This window comes from Methylocaldum sp., assembly GCF_035627495.1.
Classification (GTDB): domain Bacteria; phylum Pseudomonadota; class Gammaproteobacteria; order Methylococcales; family Methylococcaceae; genus Methylocaldum.
This window is the reverse complement of the sequence record NZ_DASPLO010000126.1, coordinates 1-15,144: the sequence shown is the minus strand read 5'-3', so window position 1 is coordinate 15,144 and position 15,144 is coordinate 1. Positions and strand designations below refer to the sequence as shown.

Here is a 15,144-nt window from a genome sequence, read left to right as displayed (position 1 = left end):
CGGCGTTGCTGCCAGCCTGAAGTCAAACAGCGCTTAAGGAGGAGTATGAGAATCGCACAGGTAGCGCCTTTGTACGAAAGCGTGCCGCCCAAACTATATGGGGGCACCGAGCGTATCGTACATTACCTCACCGAAGAATTAGTGCGCGCCGGACATGATGTTACGCTCTTCGCCAGTGGTGATTCGGAGACAAGCGCCACGCTCGAACCGATTGTTTCCAAGGCACTGCGTCTCGATGAAGATGTACTAGACCCGTTGCTGCCCCACCTGTTGATGCTGGATCAAGTGTGCAGAGTGGCCAATGAATTCGACGTAATCCACTTTCATACCGGCTGTCTTCATTTTCCGGTATTCCGCGAATGTTCGACTCCGCATGTCACCACCTTGCACGGACGGTTGGACATAAAGGAATTAGGGCGTCTCCTTGAAGCCTTCCGGGATACTCCGCTCGTCTCCATTTCTGATTACCAACGCACGCCGATCGGCTGGGGAAATTGGACGGCTACGGTCTACCACGGGTTGCCGGAGGACCTCTACACGTTTCGTGCCGAGCCAGGCACATATCTGGCGTTTTTGGGCCGTATCTCGCCGGAAAAGCGGGTTGATCGGGCCATCGAAATTGCAATCCGTGCCGGCATGCCGCTTAAGATCGCGGCCAAAGTCGATAAGGCCGACCGCGAATACTTCGAGCAGATCAAGGTCCTTTTCGATCATCCTCTCGTGGAATACGTAGGTGAAGTAAACGAACGCGAGAAGAACGAGTTGCTCGGCAATGCCTACGCCTTGCTTTTTCCCATTGATTGGCCGGAGCCGTTCGGGCTCGTGATGATTGAGGCTATGGCTTGCGGCACGCCCGTGATCGCCTTTAGGAACGGTTCAGTACCGGAAGTCATGCGGGATGCAAAGACGGGTTTCATTGTCGAAGATATCCGCCAGGCCGTATCGGCGGTTGAACGGGTGGGCGAGATAAGCCGGACAACCTGTCGCCGGGAGTTCGAGAATCGCTTTTCCGCCGGCCGAATGGCCAATGGCTACCTCCAGATCTATCGGCAACTCAGTCAAAAACGTAAGCAGAAAGCTTCGTCGGCTCTGAAGGTCTTCGGTGCGGAAGTAATGGAAAAGGAAATCAAGCGTCTTCCGATGCTAGGCAAGCAAACGATCTAGTTTTTGACTCGGCAAAGGGATAATCCATGGAAGAGACGGCTTCCACCGAAAACCAGTGGTACGTCGCCGCCACTGCGCCGCGGGTCGATGAACCCGCGCGGGTGTTAAAGGCTGAGGATACATTCGGTATCTTTGACCGCCACGGCGATATTCATCAAGAGAGTTCAAGCGAACAGGGACTTTACCACGGCGGGACACGCTATCTTTCGCTCTTGGATCTGAGAATCAATGGACACCGACCCCTGCTGCTCAATTCCACCATCAAGAAAGACAACAGCTTGCTGGCTGTCGACATGACCATGCCCGATCTCTACGAAGGCGAGGTTCTGATAATCCCGAAAGGCAGCGTGCATGTGTTCCGATCAGTGGTTTTAGCGAGCCAAGCTCGGCATGAACATCTACGTTTGGTCAACTACGGTGATCGAACTGTAGATTTGAATGTCGAGTTTTGGTTCGCTGCCGACTATCGCGATATCTTCGAAGTGCGCGGCGTCCACAGAGAGGCTCGGGGAACATTGCTAGCCTCGGACATAAAAGAAGATGGCGTGGTATTGGGTTATAGAGGGTTGGACGGCGAAGTCCGCCGAACGCATATCCAATTCGATTGGCAACCCAATCAGCTCAATGCGGCTTGTTGTAGCACGGTGCTTCACTTGGGAATCCGCGATGAGTGTCATCTGCACGTTTCGGTAAGCTGCTCATGTGACAGTGCTTGCTTGTTGCCGGGCGATTATTACCAAACCATCGATCGGATCGGGGCAAGCATCGCCGCTTCCCGGTCGAGCATTGCCCATATCGTGACTTCGAATGAGCAATTCAACGACTGGCTCAGCCGCTCTGCTGCGGATCTCGATATGCTGGTCACTGAAACTTCTTACGGCCCTTATCCCTATGCCGGCGTTCCGTGGTTCAGCACGCCTTTCGGGCGTGACGGCATCATTACCGCGCTGCAAACGCTTTGGGTCCGGCCGCAATTGGCAAAGGGCGTAATCGCCTATCTTGCCGCGACCCAAGCTCAATCGCCGGAACCTAAGCGCGATGCCGAACCCGGCAAGATTCTTCATGAAGCAAGATCCGGGGAAATGGCGGCTCTAGGGGAAATTCCCTTTCAACGTTACTACGGTACGGTGGATGCCACGCCGCTCTTTATCATTCTCGCGAGTCACTATTATGAACGCACCGGAGACCGAGCCCTCATTGAATCGATTTGGCCGCATATTGAACGGGCTTTAACTTGGATCGATCGCTATGGCGATTGTGACGGCGACGGGTTTGTCGAATATGCACGGCATAGCGTCAACGGGTTGGTGCAACAGGGCTGGAAGGATTCCAATGACTCGGTATTTCACGCCGATGGGGCGCTTGCCTCGGCACCGATTGCGCTGTGCGAGGTGCAAGGCTATGTCTACGAAGCCAAGCAGTTGGCGGCCGAATTGGCCGAATTGCTTGGCCACGAAGAATGGGCGCTGCGGTTGCGGCAGGAGGCGGCGGCACTGAAGCATCGCTTTAACGATGCGTTTTGGCTCGACGAACTGGACACATTTGCGCTCGCGCTGGATGGCGACAAACGCCGCTGTGCAGTACGTACCTCTAATCCGGGGCATGCTTTATTCACTGGAATCGCAGATCCCGGCTTTGCTCGTCGCGCCGCCGACACGCTGCTGGCGGCGGAATCCTTCAACGGCTGGGGAATCCGCACAGTCGCGGAGGGGCAGTGCCGCTACAATCCGATGGCGTATCACAACGGTTCGGTCTGGCCCCACGATACCGCCATAGCGGCAATGGGTCTGGCTCGTTACGGTTTTAAAGATAAGGCGTTAAAGCTGCTGACTGGGCTGTTCGAGGCTGCCGTGTTTCTCGACTTGCATCGGCTGCCCGAACTTTTCTGCGGCTTCTCCAGGCTTCCCGGGCAGGGCCCTACGCTTTATCCGGTAGCCTGTTCTCCTCAGGCCTGGGCCAGCGGAGCGGTATTTCAACTCTTGCAGGGCTGCCTCGGATTAAGCTTTTCGCCCGAAAAACCCCAACTCCGGTTTTATCATCCGCGACTTCCGAATTATCTCAATTGGCTGCGAATCAGTAACTTACGTTTTGATGACGGGGTGATCGATTTGGCCCTGACGCGCCATGCCAATGACGTGGGTATCAATGTAGAGCGTAAGGAAGGCGATATCGAAGTGGCGGTCGTGGTCTGATGCGTATTCTTCACATCTCGAAGAGCCCGGGAGTGGCGACGGGGGGGTTAATGTTTAACCAGAAGGTGCTGCAAGTCGGCGGCGTTACGTTGCGCGAAATTGCCGAAATTATTGTTGAACAGCACGTGCGTCTCTCGCGTTCTTGCGCCGAGCTTTTGAATCGAATCGGCTAAATCGCGCAATTCGTCGGCCGAATAGAGATAGTTGAAACGATCGGTGGAGGATTCGAAGCCTTTTTGGTTCCAGGCCTCGCGGTTCCGGCCGTGGAGACGGACCACCGCTATTTCGGAGGAGGTGATTTCCCAAATCGACGGAATGCTGTTGGCAAATCCCTGCGGTTCGTCCACCACGACATGCGTCAATCCGCGGCTCCGTTCGAATTCGAGCGTCTCTTCGCAATGCTTATCCTCGAACCAGGATCGATGGCGGAATTCCACGGCGATGCGAAATCCTTCCATCAACTGGGCGCAAACAGCGATATGCTCGAAATTGCTTCGCCGGTAGACGAACCACGGCGGAAACTGAAACAGGACGACGCCAAGCTTGCTCGCCTCTTTCAAGGGTTTAAGGGCCGAGCGAAAACGCAGCCAGAGTTCGCCTCGAAGTTCCTCCGGCAGGTCGCGGTAATAAACGTTCTTTTTCCCGACCGGTCCCAAGGCCGCGCGGATGTCCGCCGGAAGTACGTTTGGCGGCGTTTGATGCTGCGTGAACAGCCGAAAGCTTTTGACGTCGAATAGAAAACCCGGCGGCGTCCGTTCGACCCAAAGGGCCGCATTCCGCTCCGATAGCAGGGCATAATAGCTGCTGTCGACTTCGACCAACGGGAATTGGCCGGCATAGAAACCCAGTCGATCCGAAGGCGTCTTGACATGGGCCGGATAAAACAGACCGGAATCAATTAGGTTTTTATCTGCCCAAGAGGCGGTACCCACCAGAATCATCATCTCCCTCGATTCCAAAGACGCGATATGCGGTCATCGCGGAATGCAACGTCAAACCTCGGTTTTGCCTGCAGTCGGCTGGATTGCTCCTTGGTTTCGATACTTCGACAAGTATTTCGGCTGAAAGTCGTCTCCGGAAGCCGAGGCGGTTCCGATGAGGCTGAAGCCTGGAGTTGGTTTGCGTTTCTAGGTGACCGCGCGGAGCGTATGACCGGCGTTCCCGTATGCCCCGTCGAGGAGAACGGCGTCCGGGAAACTCTGCACCTCGACGTCCGCCATCCACAGTTGAGAGATGACCGGTTTCATTCTATTCGGGAGGCCACTCATCCAAAACCGTTCCGTACCTGGGTGAGCGCCAGGCGATAAGAGATCGCGGCTTTCCAGCCGGCGCCGGAGTTGCCGCGCGACCGCTACCGCCGGGTCGATGATGGCAACGCTCGGGCCGGCGACGGTTTGAATGAGCGGTGCCAGGAAAGGATAGTGCGTGCAGCCCAACACCAGGGTATCCGCACCCTGTTCCAACAATGGGACGACGTATTGTTCGACCAATGACCGCGTGGCGTCACCGAATAAATCCCCTGTCTCCACCTGTTCAACGAGTCCCGGGCAGGGCTGAGCCAGGATATTGACGTCGGCGCCGAACCTCGCCACTAATTTAGCGAAATTGCCGCTCAAAAGCGTGCGGCGGGTGGCCAGCACCCCGACCACACCGGATTGGGTTTGCTCCGCCGCCGGTTTAACCGCGGGTTCCATGGCCACGATGGGTACCTGAAATCTCGAACGCAGCGTCGCGATCGCCGCACCCGTGGCCGTATTGCATGCCACGACAATCGCCTTGGCCCCTTGGCTTACCAGGAACTCGATGATGGCGACCGACCTGGCCTCGATGAACTGCTCGGTCCGATCGCCATACGGCGCGTAGCCCGAATCGGCCACATAAAGCAAGTCTTCCTTCGGCAGCTCCCTACGAATCTCACGCAGAACCGACAAGCCACCCACGCCGGAATCGAAAACACCCACGGGATTTACGGCATTCATATTCTAAAATCCGACGATTTCCGCTTCGTTCCTTTCATATATCTCCGAACCGCACGATCAGCATTTCATTGCCGCCTTTCTGAAACTCATAGGGCACCTCCGCGACTTGCGCCCGATATCCTGTCAACGCCAGCTGCGTCAGCGTGCCGTCGAGGTGGCGGGATCTGACGGCTCCGAATTCCAGCAACGGAACGATCCGGACTTCATTCGCCACGCGGCACAGTTCGCGCAGGGATTGTAGGTGAAAATCCAGGCTGAAATGCGCACTGTAGAGAACCAGGAAATGGCACACGCGGAAGCTCGGCATCGATATACCGTCCCTCCCGTTTTCCCTGCGGGAAATCTGCCAGGAACTTACGCATCGCGCTCATGCGGACCTGACCGAGTTCTTCGACGGAGCGGATATGCGACCAGACGAACTCGTCCACGTATCGCCGGGTTTCCTCCAGCATGACTACATAGTCTGATCGATGTGGGAGGCAATCTCTGCCGCCGTGAGCCAGTAAATAGGGTCGACCGAGACCACCGAACCGCGGAGGGCTGACAACTCCGCATTGAAACTGGCGAGGCCGTCTCCGCAGCCGAGGATTGTCCTTCCGAAATCCCGTGGTTCCAGGGCAAACATGGCGACATACTCGTCGAACGAGCGTCCCCAGGGTACGACTTGATCGAGGTGAAACGCCATCTTGGTCCTCTCTGTCGGACGTAATTATACTGGGGCAGGCAGAAACATCATCGGCCAGATCGGGAGTGCCGAGTCCCGTGGCGGTGGCGATATCCCGCAACAGCCGTTCGAGACGGTCGTTGCCCCAATAGTGGTGTCCCCGGTAAACGAAGAAAGGCACGCGGAACGCCCTTCCCGTTGTCCCTGGATGACGTCTTTCAGCCCCCCGTCGTTGTAAAGAGCTATCGTCGGCGCTTCGGATGACGGAATCCGGCTCCAGTCCGCATTGCTCCGCTATTGCAGCCAGCGTTGCACTTTCGACGAGATCCTCTCCCCATGAAAACTGTGCGGCAAACGCGGCCAGCCCGAACTCCGTTGCCCGGCCCTGATCGAGGGTATATAAAAGCTGACGTGAGCCGTTTCCAATCCTGTCGAACGGCTTCGGCCATTGCAGCGGAAGCCCGTAAGCCTTGGCGAATCGTCCAATATCCTCGGCCACATAGGCCGTTTTTTCGTATCGGCGACGGGATCGCTGGGAAACAGCTTCGGCAGAAACAGAGGGGTATATTCGATGGAAGTCGATAGCCGATCCGCGATCTTGCTCAAGCGGTAGAAGGCTAGCCAGGCATGCGGGCTGCGAAAACTGAAATAGAAGGCCAAATTGTTCATGTTCGGAATTGGAGTCAGAAGCCTCGACGTTACGATCAGGGCTTCCAAGACCTATGTCAATCAGGCCAACCGCTACACGGTCTTTTGCAGGACGGCGATGAGTCTTTGCCGCGCCTCGAGTTCGATGCCGTTTAGGCTGCGGTTTACAGCGCCGATTATCGCCAATACGGACGCCGTGACAATGCTAGCGTCGATGCCGACGCTGTAGCTCGTTCCGGCCATACCGTCGGTCGCGACTTCGACGAAGGCGGCGGCGCCTTGTCCCGTGGAACGCTCTTCATAGGACTGCACCCACACGAGCCCTCCAAGGCCTGGGCTAAGGCATCGATTGGACCATTGCCTTCGCCGGTATCAGCGTGACCCGTTGGCCGATCATCCGCCACCGTCAGACAGATCCCTCGGGCCGAATCAGAGCATGTAGCTGAGCACATCAAACTTCTTCGCGAATACAAATCGGCGCTGATTTCCGAAGCTGTTACCGGCCAGATCGACGTTCGCGGTTATGCCGAAGCACGTTCGGACGCTTCCGTTGCGGAGCAGGCAGCCTGAGCCAAGCGAGGGCAATCAGGGATTACCGAAAGGCGCCAGGGCGTATATACTGCTGTCTATATTTGTGAGATGGGAGAGCGACCATGCCCGAAACGCGTATTGCCAAGTTGTTCAAAAACGGCGCCAGCCAGGCGGTTCGATTGCCCGCCGAATTCCGCTTCGAGGGGGATGAGGTTTACGCGACGCGGGATGAGGCAACCGGCGACGTGGTCTTGTCTTCCCGTCCCGGTGCAAAGACCTGGGGCGATTTTTTCGAGATGCTGCATTCCATCGATGTTCCCGAAGATTTCATGGAGGAACGCCCCATGAACTCTGTACCGGTCGAGCGCGACGTATTCGGGGATGATGATCCGTGAGCGTGCTGCACATGCTGGATACGGACATCGCGAGCTATGTCATCAAAGGCCGCTCTCCCGACGTCGAAGCAAAACTGATGGCCATCGTGCCCTCCATGGTCTGCATTTCGGCGGTGACCCGCGCCGAACTCATGTATGGGCTGAAACGTCTGCCCGCCGGCCATCGTCTCCAGCTCGCCGTGCGCCAGTTTCTTAAGATCGTGCGGGTTTTGTCCTGGGACGCCGAAGCCGCGGATTATTACGCGAACATCCGCCATCAACTGGTTTCCACCGGCCAGCCTATCGGTGAAATGGACATGATGATCGCCGCCCATTCGCTGTCCGCCGGCGCCGTGCTGGTGACCAACAACGTCCGCCATTACGGTCGGATCGAGGCGCCCTTATCGTTGGTGAATTGGGCTTAGCAACGGAAGACAAGGATCGTGGCGGACATACACACCGAAAGCATCTTCGAAGACGAAATCTGCTCTCACCTGGCCGAGAACGGCTGGCTTCACCGGAACGAAAAGCCCTTCGACCTAGGATAGGATAGGCGCCTTGCGCTGTTCCCGGAGGACGCGCTTGTCTGGGTGAAGGAAACCCAGCCGGAGTCCTGGGCCAAGTTCGAGGCCAACCACAAGTCCAATCCGGACGCCGTTTTTCTGAAACGCCTGGCCGAGGAACTGGACCGCGTCGGTGCGCTGGATGTCTTGCGCAAGGGATTCAAGGACATCAACGCCACGTTCAAGATGGCGCAGTTCGCCCTGGCGCATGCCCTCAATCCGAAAACCTCCGAGGACTACCGGAAGAACCGGCTACGCGTGGTGCGCCAGCTGCATTATTCGGAGCACAACGAGAATTGTATCGACCTGGTGTTGTTCCTCAACGGTATCCCTGTCGCAACCCTGGAGCTGAAGACCGATACCACCCAGCCGGTTTGGAACGCCATCCGCCAGTACAAATACGACCGTCTACCGGTTGATCCTAAGAGTCGGGAGAAGGAGCCGTTGCTCCAGTTCGGCCGCCGGGCACTCGTGCATTTCGCGACCTCGTGCGACGAGGTTTACATGGCGACCCGGCTCGAAGGGAAGAAGACCTTTTTCCTGCCGTTCAACCAGGGCCGCGACGGCAGTGCCGGAAACCCGGCCAACCCGAACCGCTACGCCACCAGCTACTTATGGGAGGAGATCTTCCGCAAGGATGTCTGGATGCTGATCCTGGGGCGTTATCTGCATCTGGAGCGAAAGGAAACCGTTGATTCCATCACCGGCAAAAAATCGATCAAGGAAACACTCATCTTTCCGCGCTTCCACCAGCTCGATGCCGTTCGTGCCTTGCTGGCCCAAACCAAAGCGGAGGGCGTGGGCGGAACCTTTCTGATCCAGCACTCGGCCGGGTCGGGCAAGTCCAACACCATCGCCTGGACTTCGCACCAGCTCGCCAGCCTGCACGATGCCGAGGACCGCAAGATTTTCGGGTCGGTCATCGTCATCACCGATCGCAAGGTACTGGACTCACAGTTGCAGGACACCATTTACCAGTTCGAGCATCAGCATGGCGTCGTTCAGAAGATCGACGACAATAGAAAGAGGAAGGCACGGACCAGGAAGAGGATCTCGGCACCGAGGACATCCTCAACCAGGTGGTCGCCTCGCGCAAACGCCCGCCCAATGTCACCTATTACGCCTTCACCGCGACACCGAAGGCCAAGACTATCGAGCTATTTGGTCAACCGGAGCCGGATGGCAAGCCGGCCCCGTTCCATGTCTACTCCATGCGCCAGGCCATTGAGGAAGGTTTCATCCTCGACGTGCTCAAGCACTACACCACCTACGATGTGTTCTGGAAGCTTTCCCAGGTCGGTGACGACAAGCTCGTGGAATCTGGCAAGGCCCGGAAGCAGATTGCCCGCTACGTGAAGCTGCATCCGACCAATATCGCCCAGAAGGTCTCAATTATCGTGGAGCATTTTCGGGAAAAGGTCATGGCCAAGATTGGCGGTCGGGCCAAGGCCATGGTGGTCACGGATTCCCGCCTCGCGGCGGTGCGATACAAGAAAGCGCTAGACGATTACCTCAAGAAAAATGGCTATGCCGATTGCAAGGCGCTGGCTGCCTATTCGGGGGTGATTACGGATAAGGAAACGGGGACCGACAAGGTCTGCGAGGGAGACCTGAACGATAAGAGCTAGAAAGACGACCGCATCAAGGAAGATTTCGCTACTGACGAATACCGCATATTGCTGGTGGCGAACAAATTTCAGACCGGATTCGATCAGCCCTTGCTGCACACCATGTATGTCGATAAGAAACTTTCAGGCGTGTTCAACTGCATCAAGTAACCCTGCACCAACGCCAAACGGCGTCCGGTCTGACCACCTTAACCCCCGAACAACTGGAACTGTTCGCCGACCTCGACCTACCGACACCAACCCATAACGCCGTCCAGTCCAACGTGTAGGGACAAAAATCGACCCCTGAAATACGGGAAAACAATCGCTTAACCAAAAATATGTCGAACTCGGGCGTACCCGGTGGGTTTCATCACCTTGTGCTGACTCACCCGGAGACTGAGCCTTCTATGCGATTTCTGTTCGTCGGCTCGCGCCTTTGCGCTCAGGCTTCCTTCAGACAATCCCGCGCGGAATTGCCCTTGCCGTCGGCTAGTGGTTACATTGGCCCAAAGGAAGGGCATTTCAGGTACTCCCACAGGGGACTTTCACCCCATCAGTTCATGCCCCTGTCGGGCGTACACAAATCGTTCCAGGGGACTTCGCTTCGCTCCGCCTCTGAATCCAGTCGTTAGCCGTCTGAATCATGAAAGAATTTCTCGAACAGGCAAATAAGTACAAGGAGCTAATCCTGTTTATCGCAGGGATTGTTTCTGCCATCTTCTTTGTTCGCGACTATTTTGCAACAAAGCAGGAGGTAAACAAGTACCACTGGATGCCGACGGCAAGGCCCATGTGGCGATGGTGTTGCTGGAGGTGGAGGCGAATAAAAGTGGTAGCGAAGAAATGGATGGAACATAACCGATCGACTGCGCCAGCGCTCGACACCTCGGCGGAAGCATCCGGCAGACGCAAATCGATCAATTCAGTGACAACTCCGTCCGCAAACGCTCCGCCATTAAATCGACGAACGAACGGACTTTCGCCGACGAATGGCGACCTTCGCGGTGCATGATATGGATTGGAATCGGCGGAATCTCGAATTCGCTGAGAACGATTTTCAGTTTGCCAGTCTGTAGCGGCTCGGCAATTTGGTAGGACAGCAAGCGGGTAATGCCCAGGCCGGCCATGGCCGCGCTGGCCGCCGAGTCGTTGTCGCTGACGCTCAATATCGGTTGTAACTTGACCGTCTGCGGCAGGCCGTCGCGCAAAAAGCGCATTTCATTATTCGGATTTAAGCCGCGCGCCAGGATGATTTGATGCTTGAGCAAATCGTCCGGCGTTTGCGGAATGCCGTGCGTTACCAAATAATCCGGCGATGCGCACAGTACCCGTCTTACCGAGCCGACTCGCAGCGCCCGGTACGACGAATCGGGCAATTCGGCAATGCGGATCGCCACGTCCACGCCTTCCTCCAGCATGTTGACAACCCGGTCGACGAACAGTGCATTGACTTCCACCGCCGGATAGCGACGCAAATACTCGATGATGCCCGGCATCACATACAACCGGCCGAACAAAACCGAAGCGGTGACGGTGAGTTGGCCGCGCGGTTCGGCGTTGATGCCCAGCGCCGCGTCGTCGGCTTCATCGGCCAAGGCGATGATGCGTTTGGCGTCCTCGTAGTATTTCTGCCCGGCCTCGGTCATCCGCACGTAGCGGGTGGTGCGGTTCAGCAATTTAACGCCCAATCGCTCTTCCAATGCCGCCACCGCACGCGTCACGGCCGGTGGCGACATGTGTAGCTTGCGAGCGCCGCCGGCAAAGCCTTCTGCATCGACCACCGCGACATACACGGTCATTAAATGGAGACGATCCATTAATAATTCCAGTTAACGGAATATTAAATTGATATTTTTGACGATTCTTTATTTTTTGACAACAAGACACACTATACCCGCCTGTTGAATTTCACACAGGCGTACTACAAACCCTTTCATTATTTGGAGAACGACCATGAGCCGTATTACCACCGTTAGCGACCAAAGCGCCAACACCGAACAACGCAACCTGTTGGATGCGATCCAAAGCCAGTTGGGCATGGTGCCTAATTTCTTGCGGGTGTTCGCCCACTCGCCGGACGCCTTGAAAGCCTTCCTCGGCTTGCATCACATCGCCAACCACGGTTCACTGGACGCCGCCACACGCGAGCGCATCGCGCTGGCGCTGGCGCAGCAGAACGAATGCGAATACTGCCTGTCCGCGCACACCGCCATCGGCCGCAAAGCCGGTTTGAACGGGGCGGAAATCGAAGCCAACCGGGCCGGCTCCAGCCAGGACGCCAAGGCGGCGGTGGCGGTTAGATTCGCCCGCGCCCTGGTCGAGCACAAGGGCGCGGTCACCAATGCAGAATTGCAGGCCATGCGCGACGCCGGTTTTAGCGAGGCCGACATCGTCGAGGTGATCACCCACGTTGGCATGAACGTGCTGACCAATATCTTGGGTAAAGCCAGCCGGGTCAGCATCGACTTCCCGAAAGTGGCGCTAAAACAGGCGGCCTAATATTGAACCGGGCCAAGTACAAGGACGGACTTGCGCCCGGATTCTTCCGCTGAATGGAATAAGGTTTCGCAAATTATGGTTATTCAATGCAGCAGACGGCTGTGTAACCGTAAACGCCAATGTTTCAATCCCAATCAGGAGCAAGGTCATGGCCCGCGCTTTTGCCAAAATCAGTTTCACACCCGATGTGCAAGCGGTACAAACCGAAATGGGCAGCCGCACGGCATATCGGGCGGCCGAGCTCGGCGAGGCCGAAGAGGTTGTACTGGGCGACGCCGAGCAAACTTTTATTGCCGAGCGCGACAGCTTTTATCAAGCCACGGTGAGTCAAACCGGCTGGCCCTATGTGCAGCATCGCGGCGGGCCGGTGGGATTCTTGAAAGTGTTGGATGACCGTACTGTTGGTTACGCCGATTTCAGCGGCAACCGCCAATACATTTCGGTAGGCAATTTACGCGGCGACGACCGGGTTAGTTTGCTGCTGATGGACTATCCGCAGCGGCGGCGCTTGAAAATCTGGGGTCGGGCGCGAGCGGTGGACGAACGCACCGAGCCGGCATTGCTAAGGAAACTGGAATTGCCCGACTTTCGCGCCCCGGTCGAGCGCGGCATCGTTATCCGAGTCGAAGCCTTCGACTGGAATTGCCCCAAGTACATCACGCCACGCTACAGCCAACGCGAAGTCGAAGCGCTGATCGAACAAGCCCGCCGCCAACCCGTAGCGAACGATAAACCAACCCCTCGCGCAGCGGGCACTGGCGCGTTGCCGTTGACCATTACCGGGATTCGCCAGTTGACGCCGCGTATTCGCGCCTATGAATTGCGCCATGCCGATGGCGAGCCGCTGCCGGCTTATCGGGCCGGCGCGCATCTCCGCGTGCCGATCGCGCTGTCCGACGGTAGCGTTACCTCTCGCGCCTATTCGCTGACCGACGCGCGTGACGATCCGGATCGCTATCGCATTGCAGTGCTAAGAGTGGACGCAGGCGAAGGCGGCTCGTCGGCATTGCACGCCGGCTGGCAACTGGGAACCCGCCTCAACGTCGATGCGCCGGACAACTATTTCCCGCTGCACGACGACGACCGCCCGGCATTGTTGATCGCCGGCGGCATCGGCATCACCCCGTTAAAAGCAATGGCCGAAGCATTGGCCGCACGAGGTGCGGATTTTCAACTGCATTACACCGGCCGTGCGCCGCAAGAAATGGCCTTTGTCAAAGACTTGCGGCGACATTTTCCCAATCGATGCCGGTTTTATTTCAGCCAGACGCAAAACCCAACCCGACTGGACGTATCGGCGCTGCTCGGTAACGCATCCGCCGATGCCGTCATTTACGTCTGCGGTCCGACCCGCCTGATCGACACCGTACGCCAAACCGCCCGCCAGCTCGGCATCGCCGAGCAGCGGGTGCAATTCGAGAGTTTTGTTTAACGAGGAGAACATGATGATAACGCTCTGCGACATGACGCTATCCGGCAACTGCCACAAAGTCCGATTATTGTTAAGTTTGCTGGCGTTGCCCTACCAAACTCGCTCGGTGGATTTGCTCGGCGGCGAACAACGCAGCCCGGACTATTTGCAACTCAACCCGTTCGGCCAAGTGCCGGTGCTGGATGACGACGGCTTGACCATCCGCGACAGCCAAGCCATTTTGGTCTGTCTGGCCAAACGCTACGGCGGCGAACAATGGTGGCCGGACGATGCCTTCCGCTTGGCGCAAATCGCCGCTTGGCTATCGACCGCCGCCAATGAAATCTTCCACGGGCCGGCCATGCTGCGCGTACACCACAAATTCGGCCGCGCCATCGATACGGCAAAAGCCCAGCAAACCGCCGAAAAAGTACTGGGCATTATCGACCGCCACCTGGAAAGCCGCGATTGGCTAGCCAGCGACACGGTATCCATCGCCGACGTTGCCGCCTATCCCTACTTGGCGCTGGCGTCGGAAGGCAACATCGACATCGGCGCTTACCCGAATATCGTCGCCTGGTTTCAGCGCATCCGCGCCTTGCCCGGTTATGTTCCGATGCCGGGAATGTGGCAGGCTTAACTCACTCACCATTCAATAACGGAGAAAAATCATGACCAAAGAAATCAAACCGCCCGTTCCGCCATTTACCGTTGAAACCGCGGCGCAGAAAGTTCGCATGGCCGAAGATGCTTGGAACTCGCGCGATCCGGACCGCGTCGCGCTGGTCTATACCGAAGACACACTCTGGCGCAACCGCGTCGAATTTCCGCGCGGCCGCGAGCAAGTGCGGCAATTTTTGCAACGCAAATGGGCCAAGGAACTGGACTATCGCTTAATCAAGGAATTATGGGCGTTTACCGACAACCGCATCGCCGTGCGCTTTGCTTACGAGTGGCATGACGATTCCGGTCAATGGTTCCGCAGTTACGGCAACGAAAATTGGGAATTTAACCGACAAGGCTTCATGCAACGGCGCTTTGCCAGCATCAACGATCTGCCGATCAAGCAAGAACAACGCCTGTTCCACTGGCCACTGGGCCGCCGCCCCGACGATCACGCCGGTTTGAGCGATTTGGGGTTATGAATAGCAGCTTGGCGGTGCGTTTGCGAAGTCTCGGCAAGGGGTCTTTGGCGATGCTGGCCGCGGCGGGGATTGCATCCGAGGTCGAGCAAAAGGCCATGGGAGCGGCTGCGGCGTTTGTGGCGATTAAGCGCATGGGCTTAAAGCCAAGTCTCAACTTGCTTTGAGCGCTGGAAGGCGCATTAACCGACCGCGACTGGCGGCAAGTGGCAAACGATGACCGTCTTTCGCTGCGAGACATGGAGCGAGTGAGCGAGCGAGTCGAGTAGTCCCCGGAAGCCCGAGCGCCGGGTGGGTGGCCGGAGGTCGCCGCGAGAGCGGCGGTCGTAGGCGACCCACAAGGCATCGCGACCGGGCGTCGAGTCAT

At 57.2% G+C, this 15,144-nt stretch carries 19 protein-coding genes and 1 pseudogene; 12 read left to right on the top strand and 8 right to left on the bottom strand.

Annotated features, from left to right (window positions below; translation table 11 throughout):
* Positions 1-45 precede the first annotated feature (45 nt).
* Positions 46-1,164: a glycosyltransferase family 4 protein gene (locus VEB01_RS09925; protein ID WP_324875020.1), complete on the top strand. Its 1,119-nt coding sequence runs from the start codon at positions 46-48 to the stop codon at positions 1,162-1,164.
* Positions 1,165-1,190: 26 nt separating this feature from the next.
* The gene (locus tag VEB01_RS09920) at positions 1,191-3,356 is read left to right on the top strand and encodes an amylo-alpha-1,6-glucosidase (protein WP_324875018.1); all 2,166 of its coding nucleotides are present in this window, start codon (positions 1,191-1,193) and stop codon (positions 3,354-3,356) included.
* A 47-nt stretch (positions 3,357-3,403) separates the two neighbouring features.
* Here the strand turns inward: VEB01_RS09920 and VEB01_RS09915 are convergent, their stop codons facing one another.
* The 6 genes and pseudogenes from VEB01_RS09915 to VEB01_RS09890 all read right to left on the bottom strand — a co-directional run bounded on the left by VEB01_RS09915 (position 3,404) and on the right by VEB01_RS09890 (position 6,965).
* Positions 3,404-4,300 (bottom strand): DUF72 domain-containing protein, encoded by an 897-nt coding sequence (locus VEB01_RS09915; RefSeq protein WP_324875016.1) that lies wholly within the window; start codon positions 4,298-4,300, stop codon positions 3,404-3,406.
* A gap of 183 nt (positions 4,301-4,483) precedes the next feature.
* Positions 4,484-5,335 carry a glutamate racemase gene (murI, locus tag VEB01_RS09910; RefSeq protein ID WP_324875014.1) on the bottom strand — a complete coding sequence of 284 codons (852 nt, stop codon included), beginning with the start codon at positions 5,333-5,335 and terminating at the stop codon, positions 4,484-4,486.
* Positions 5,336-5,369: 34 nt separating this feature from the next.
* On the bottom strand, positions 5,370-5,642 hold the full coding sequence (locus tag VEB01_RS09905; protein WP_324875013.1) for a hypothetical protein: 273 nt from the start codon (positions 5,640-5,642) through the stop codon (positions 5,370-5,372).
* 147 nt (positions 5,643-5,789) lie between these two features.
* The gene (locus VEB01_RS09900; protein WP_324875011.1) at positions 5,790-6,020 is read right to left on the bottom strand and encodes a hypothetical protein; all 231 of its coding nucleotides are present in this window, start codon (positions 6,018-6,020) and stop codon (positions 5,790-5,792) included.
* Positions 6,021-6,168: 148 nt separating this feature from the next.
* A pseudogene (locus VEB01_RS23090) lies at positions 6,169-6,498 on the bottom strand (DsbA family protein); the annotation flags it as partial.
* A 242-nt stretch (positions 6,499-6,740) separates the two neighbouring features.
* Entirely contained in the window at positions 6,741-6,965 is a 225-nt protein-coding gene (locus VEB01_RS09890; protein WP_324875006.1) for an alpha-isopropylmalate synthase regulatory domain-containing protein, read from the bottom strand.
* Between the two features lie 335 nt (positions 6,966-7,300).
* On the opposite strand from VEB01_RS09890, the gene VEB01_RS09885 reads away from it, so the two are divergent.
* The 5 genes from VEB01_RS09885 to VEB01_RS23085 all read left to right on the top strand — a co-directional run bounded on the left by VEB01_RS09885 (position 7,301) and on the right by VEB01_RS23085 (position 9,893).
* The gene (locus VEB01_RS09885) at positions 7,301-7,573 is read left to right on the top strand and encodes an antitoxin (RefSeq protein WP_324875004.1); all 273 of its coding nucleotides are present in this window, start codon (positions 7,301-7,303) and stop codon (positions 7,571-7,573) included.
* On the top strand, positions 7,570-7,977 hold the full coding sequence (locus VEB01_RS09880) for a type II toxin-antitoxin system VapC family toxin (protein ID WP_324875002.1): 408 nt from the start codon (positions 7,570-7,572) through the stop codon (positions 7,975-7,977). The genes VEB01_RS09885 and VEB01_RS09880 overlap by 4 nt, the downstream gene beginning before the upstream one ends.
* A 165-nt stretch (positions 7,978-8,142) precedes the next feature.
* The gene (locus tag VEB01_RS09875) at positions 8,143-9,471 is read left to right on the top strand and encodes a type I restriction endonuclease (protein WP_324874999.1); all 1,329 of its coding nucleotides are present in this window, start codon (positions 8,143-8,145) and stop codon (positions 9,469-9,471) included.
* Entirely contained in the window at positions 9,429-9,743 is a 315-nt protein-coding gene (locus VEB01_RS09870) for a hypothetical protein (RefSeq protein ID WP_324874997.1), read from the top strand. The genes VEB01_RS09875 and VEB01_RS09870 overlap by 43 nt, the downstream gene beginning before the upstream one ends.
* Before the next feature lie 12 nt (positions 9,744-9,755).
* Positions 9,756-9,893, top strand: coding sequence for a type I restriction enzyme subunit R domain-containing protein (locus VEB01_RS23085; RefSeq protein ID WP_414675453.1), 138 nt, complete (start codon positions 9,756-9,758; stop codon positions 9,891-9,893).
* A 749-nt stretch (positions 9,894-10,642) separates the two neighbouring features.
* Here VEB01_RS23085 and VEB01_RS09865 read toward each other — a convergent pair.
* Positions 10,643-11,542 carry a LysR family transcriptional regulator gene (locus VEB01_RS09865; protein WP_324874996.1) on the bottom strand — a complete coding sequence of 300 codons (900 nt, stop codon included), beginning with the start codon at positions 11,540-11,542 and terminating at the stop codon, positions 10,643-10,645.
* Between the two features lie 136 nt (positions 11,543-11,678).
* On the opposite strand from VEB01_RS09865, the gene VEB01_RS09860 reads away from it, so the two are divergent.
* The 5 genes from VEB01_RS09860 to VEB01_RS09840 all read left to right on the top strand — a co-directional run bounded on the left by VEB01_RS09860 (position 11,679) and on the right by VEB01_RS09840 (position 14,944).
* On the top strand, positions 11,679-12,224 hold the full coding sequence (locus tag VEB01_RS09860) for a carboxymuconolactone decarboxylase family protein (RefSeq protein WP_324874994.1): 546 nt from the start codon (positions 11,679-11,681) through the stop codon (positions 12,222-12,224).
* A 148-nt stretch (positions 12,225-12,372) separates the two neighbouring features.
* Complete coding sequence (locus VEB01_RS09855) at positions 12,373-13,656, top strand: pyridoxamine 5'-phosphate oxidase family protein (RefSeq protein ID WP_324874992.1); 1,284 nt, start codon at positions 12,373-12,375, stop codon at positions 13,654-13,656.
* A gap of 10 nt (positions 13,657-13,666) precedes the next feature.
* Positions 13,667-14,275 carry a glutathione S-transferase family protein gene (locus VEB01_RS09850; RefSeq protein WP_324874990.1) on the top strand — a complete coding sequence of 203 codons (609 nt, stop codon included), beginning with the start codon at positions 13,667-13,669 and terminating at the stop codon, positions 14,273-14,275.
* A 31-nt stretch (positions 14,276-14,306) separates the two neighbouring features.
* Positions 14,307-14,780: a nuclear transport factor 2 family protein gene (locus VEB01_RS09845; protein WP_324874988.1), complete on the top strand. Its 474-nt coding sequence runs from the start codon at positions 14,307-14,309 to the stop codon at positions 14,778-14,780.
* Complete coding sequence (locus VEB01_RS09840; RefSeq protein WP_324874987.1) at positions 14,777-14,944, top strand: TfoX/Sxy family DNA transformation protein; 168 nt, start codon at positions 14,777-14,779, stop codon at positions 14,942-14,944. The genes VEB01_RS09845 and VEB01_RS09840 overlap by 4 nt, the downstream gene beginning before the upstream one ends.
* Before the next feature lie 15 nt (positions 14,945-14,959).
* Here VEB01_RS09840 and VEB01_RS09835 read toward each other — a convergent pair.
* A partial coding sequence (locus tag VEB01_RS09835) for a hypothetical protein (protein WP_324874985.1) occupies positions 14,960-15,144 on the bottom strand: 185 nt, incomplete at its 5' end.

Coding starts and splice junctions, on each gene's coding strand:
- VEB01_RS09860 (WP_324874994.1), top strand. CDS start 11,679: ATGAGCCGTATTACCACCGTTAGCGACCAAAGCGCCAACACCGAACAA.
- VEB01_RS09845 (WP_324874988.1), top strand. CDS start 14,307: ATGACCAAAGAAATCAAACCGCCCGTTCCGCCATTTACCGTTGAAACC.
- VEB01_RS09905 (WP_324875013.1), bottom strand. CDS start 5,642: ATGCCGAGCTTCCGCGTGTGCCATTTCCTGGTTCTCTACAGTGCGCAT.
- VEB01_RS09840 (WP_324874987.1), top strand. CDS start 14,777: ATGAATAGCAGCTTGGCGGTGCGTTTGCGAAGTCTCGGCAAGGGGTCT.
- VEB01_RS09855 (WP_324874992.1), top strand. CDS start 12,373: ATGGCCCGCGCTTTTGCCAAAATCAGTTTCACACCCGATGTGCAAGCG.
- VEB01_RS09865 (WP_324874996.1), bottom strand. CDS start 11,542: ATGGATCGTCTCCATTTAATGACCGTGTATGTCGCGGTGGTCGATGCA.
- VEB01_RS09925 (WP_324875020.1), top strand. CDS start 46: ATGAGAATCGCACAGGTAGCGCCTTTGTACGAAAGCGTGCCGCCCAAA.
- VEB01_RS09900 (WP_324875011.1), bottom strand. CDS start 6,020: ATGGCGTTTCACCTCGATCAAGTCGTACCCTGGGGACGCTCGTTCGAC.
- VEB01_RS09915 (WP_324875016.1), bottom strand. CDS start 4,300: ATGATGATTCTGGTGGGTACCGCCTCTTGGGCAGATAAAAACCTAATT.
- VEB01_RS09920 (WP_324875018.1), top strand. CDS start 1,191: ATGGAAGAGACGGCTTCCACCGAAAACCAGTGGTACGTCGCCGCCACT.
- VEB01_RS09850 (WP_324874990.1), top strand. CDS start 13,667: ATGATGATAACGCTCTGCGACATGACGCTATCCGGCAACTGCCACAAA.
- VEB01_RS09885 (WP_324875004.1), top strand. CDS start 7,301: ATGCCCGAAACGCGTATTGCCAAGTTGTTCAAAAACGGCGCCAGCCAG.
- murI (WP_324875014.1), bottom strand. CDS start 5,335: ATGAATGCCGTAAATCCCGTGGGTGTTTTCGATTCCGGCGTGGGTGGC.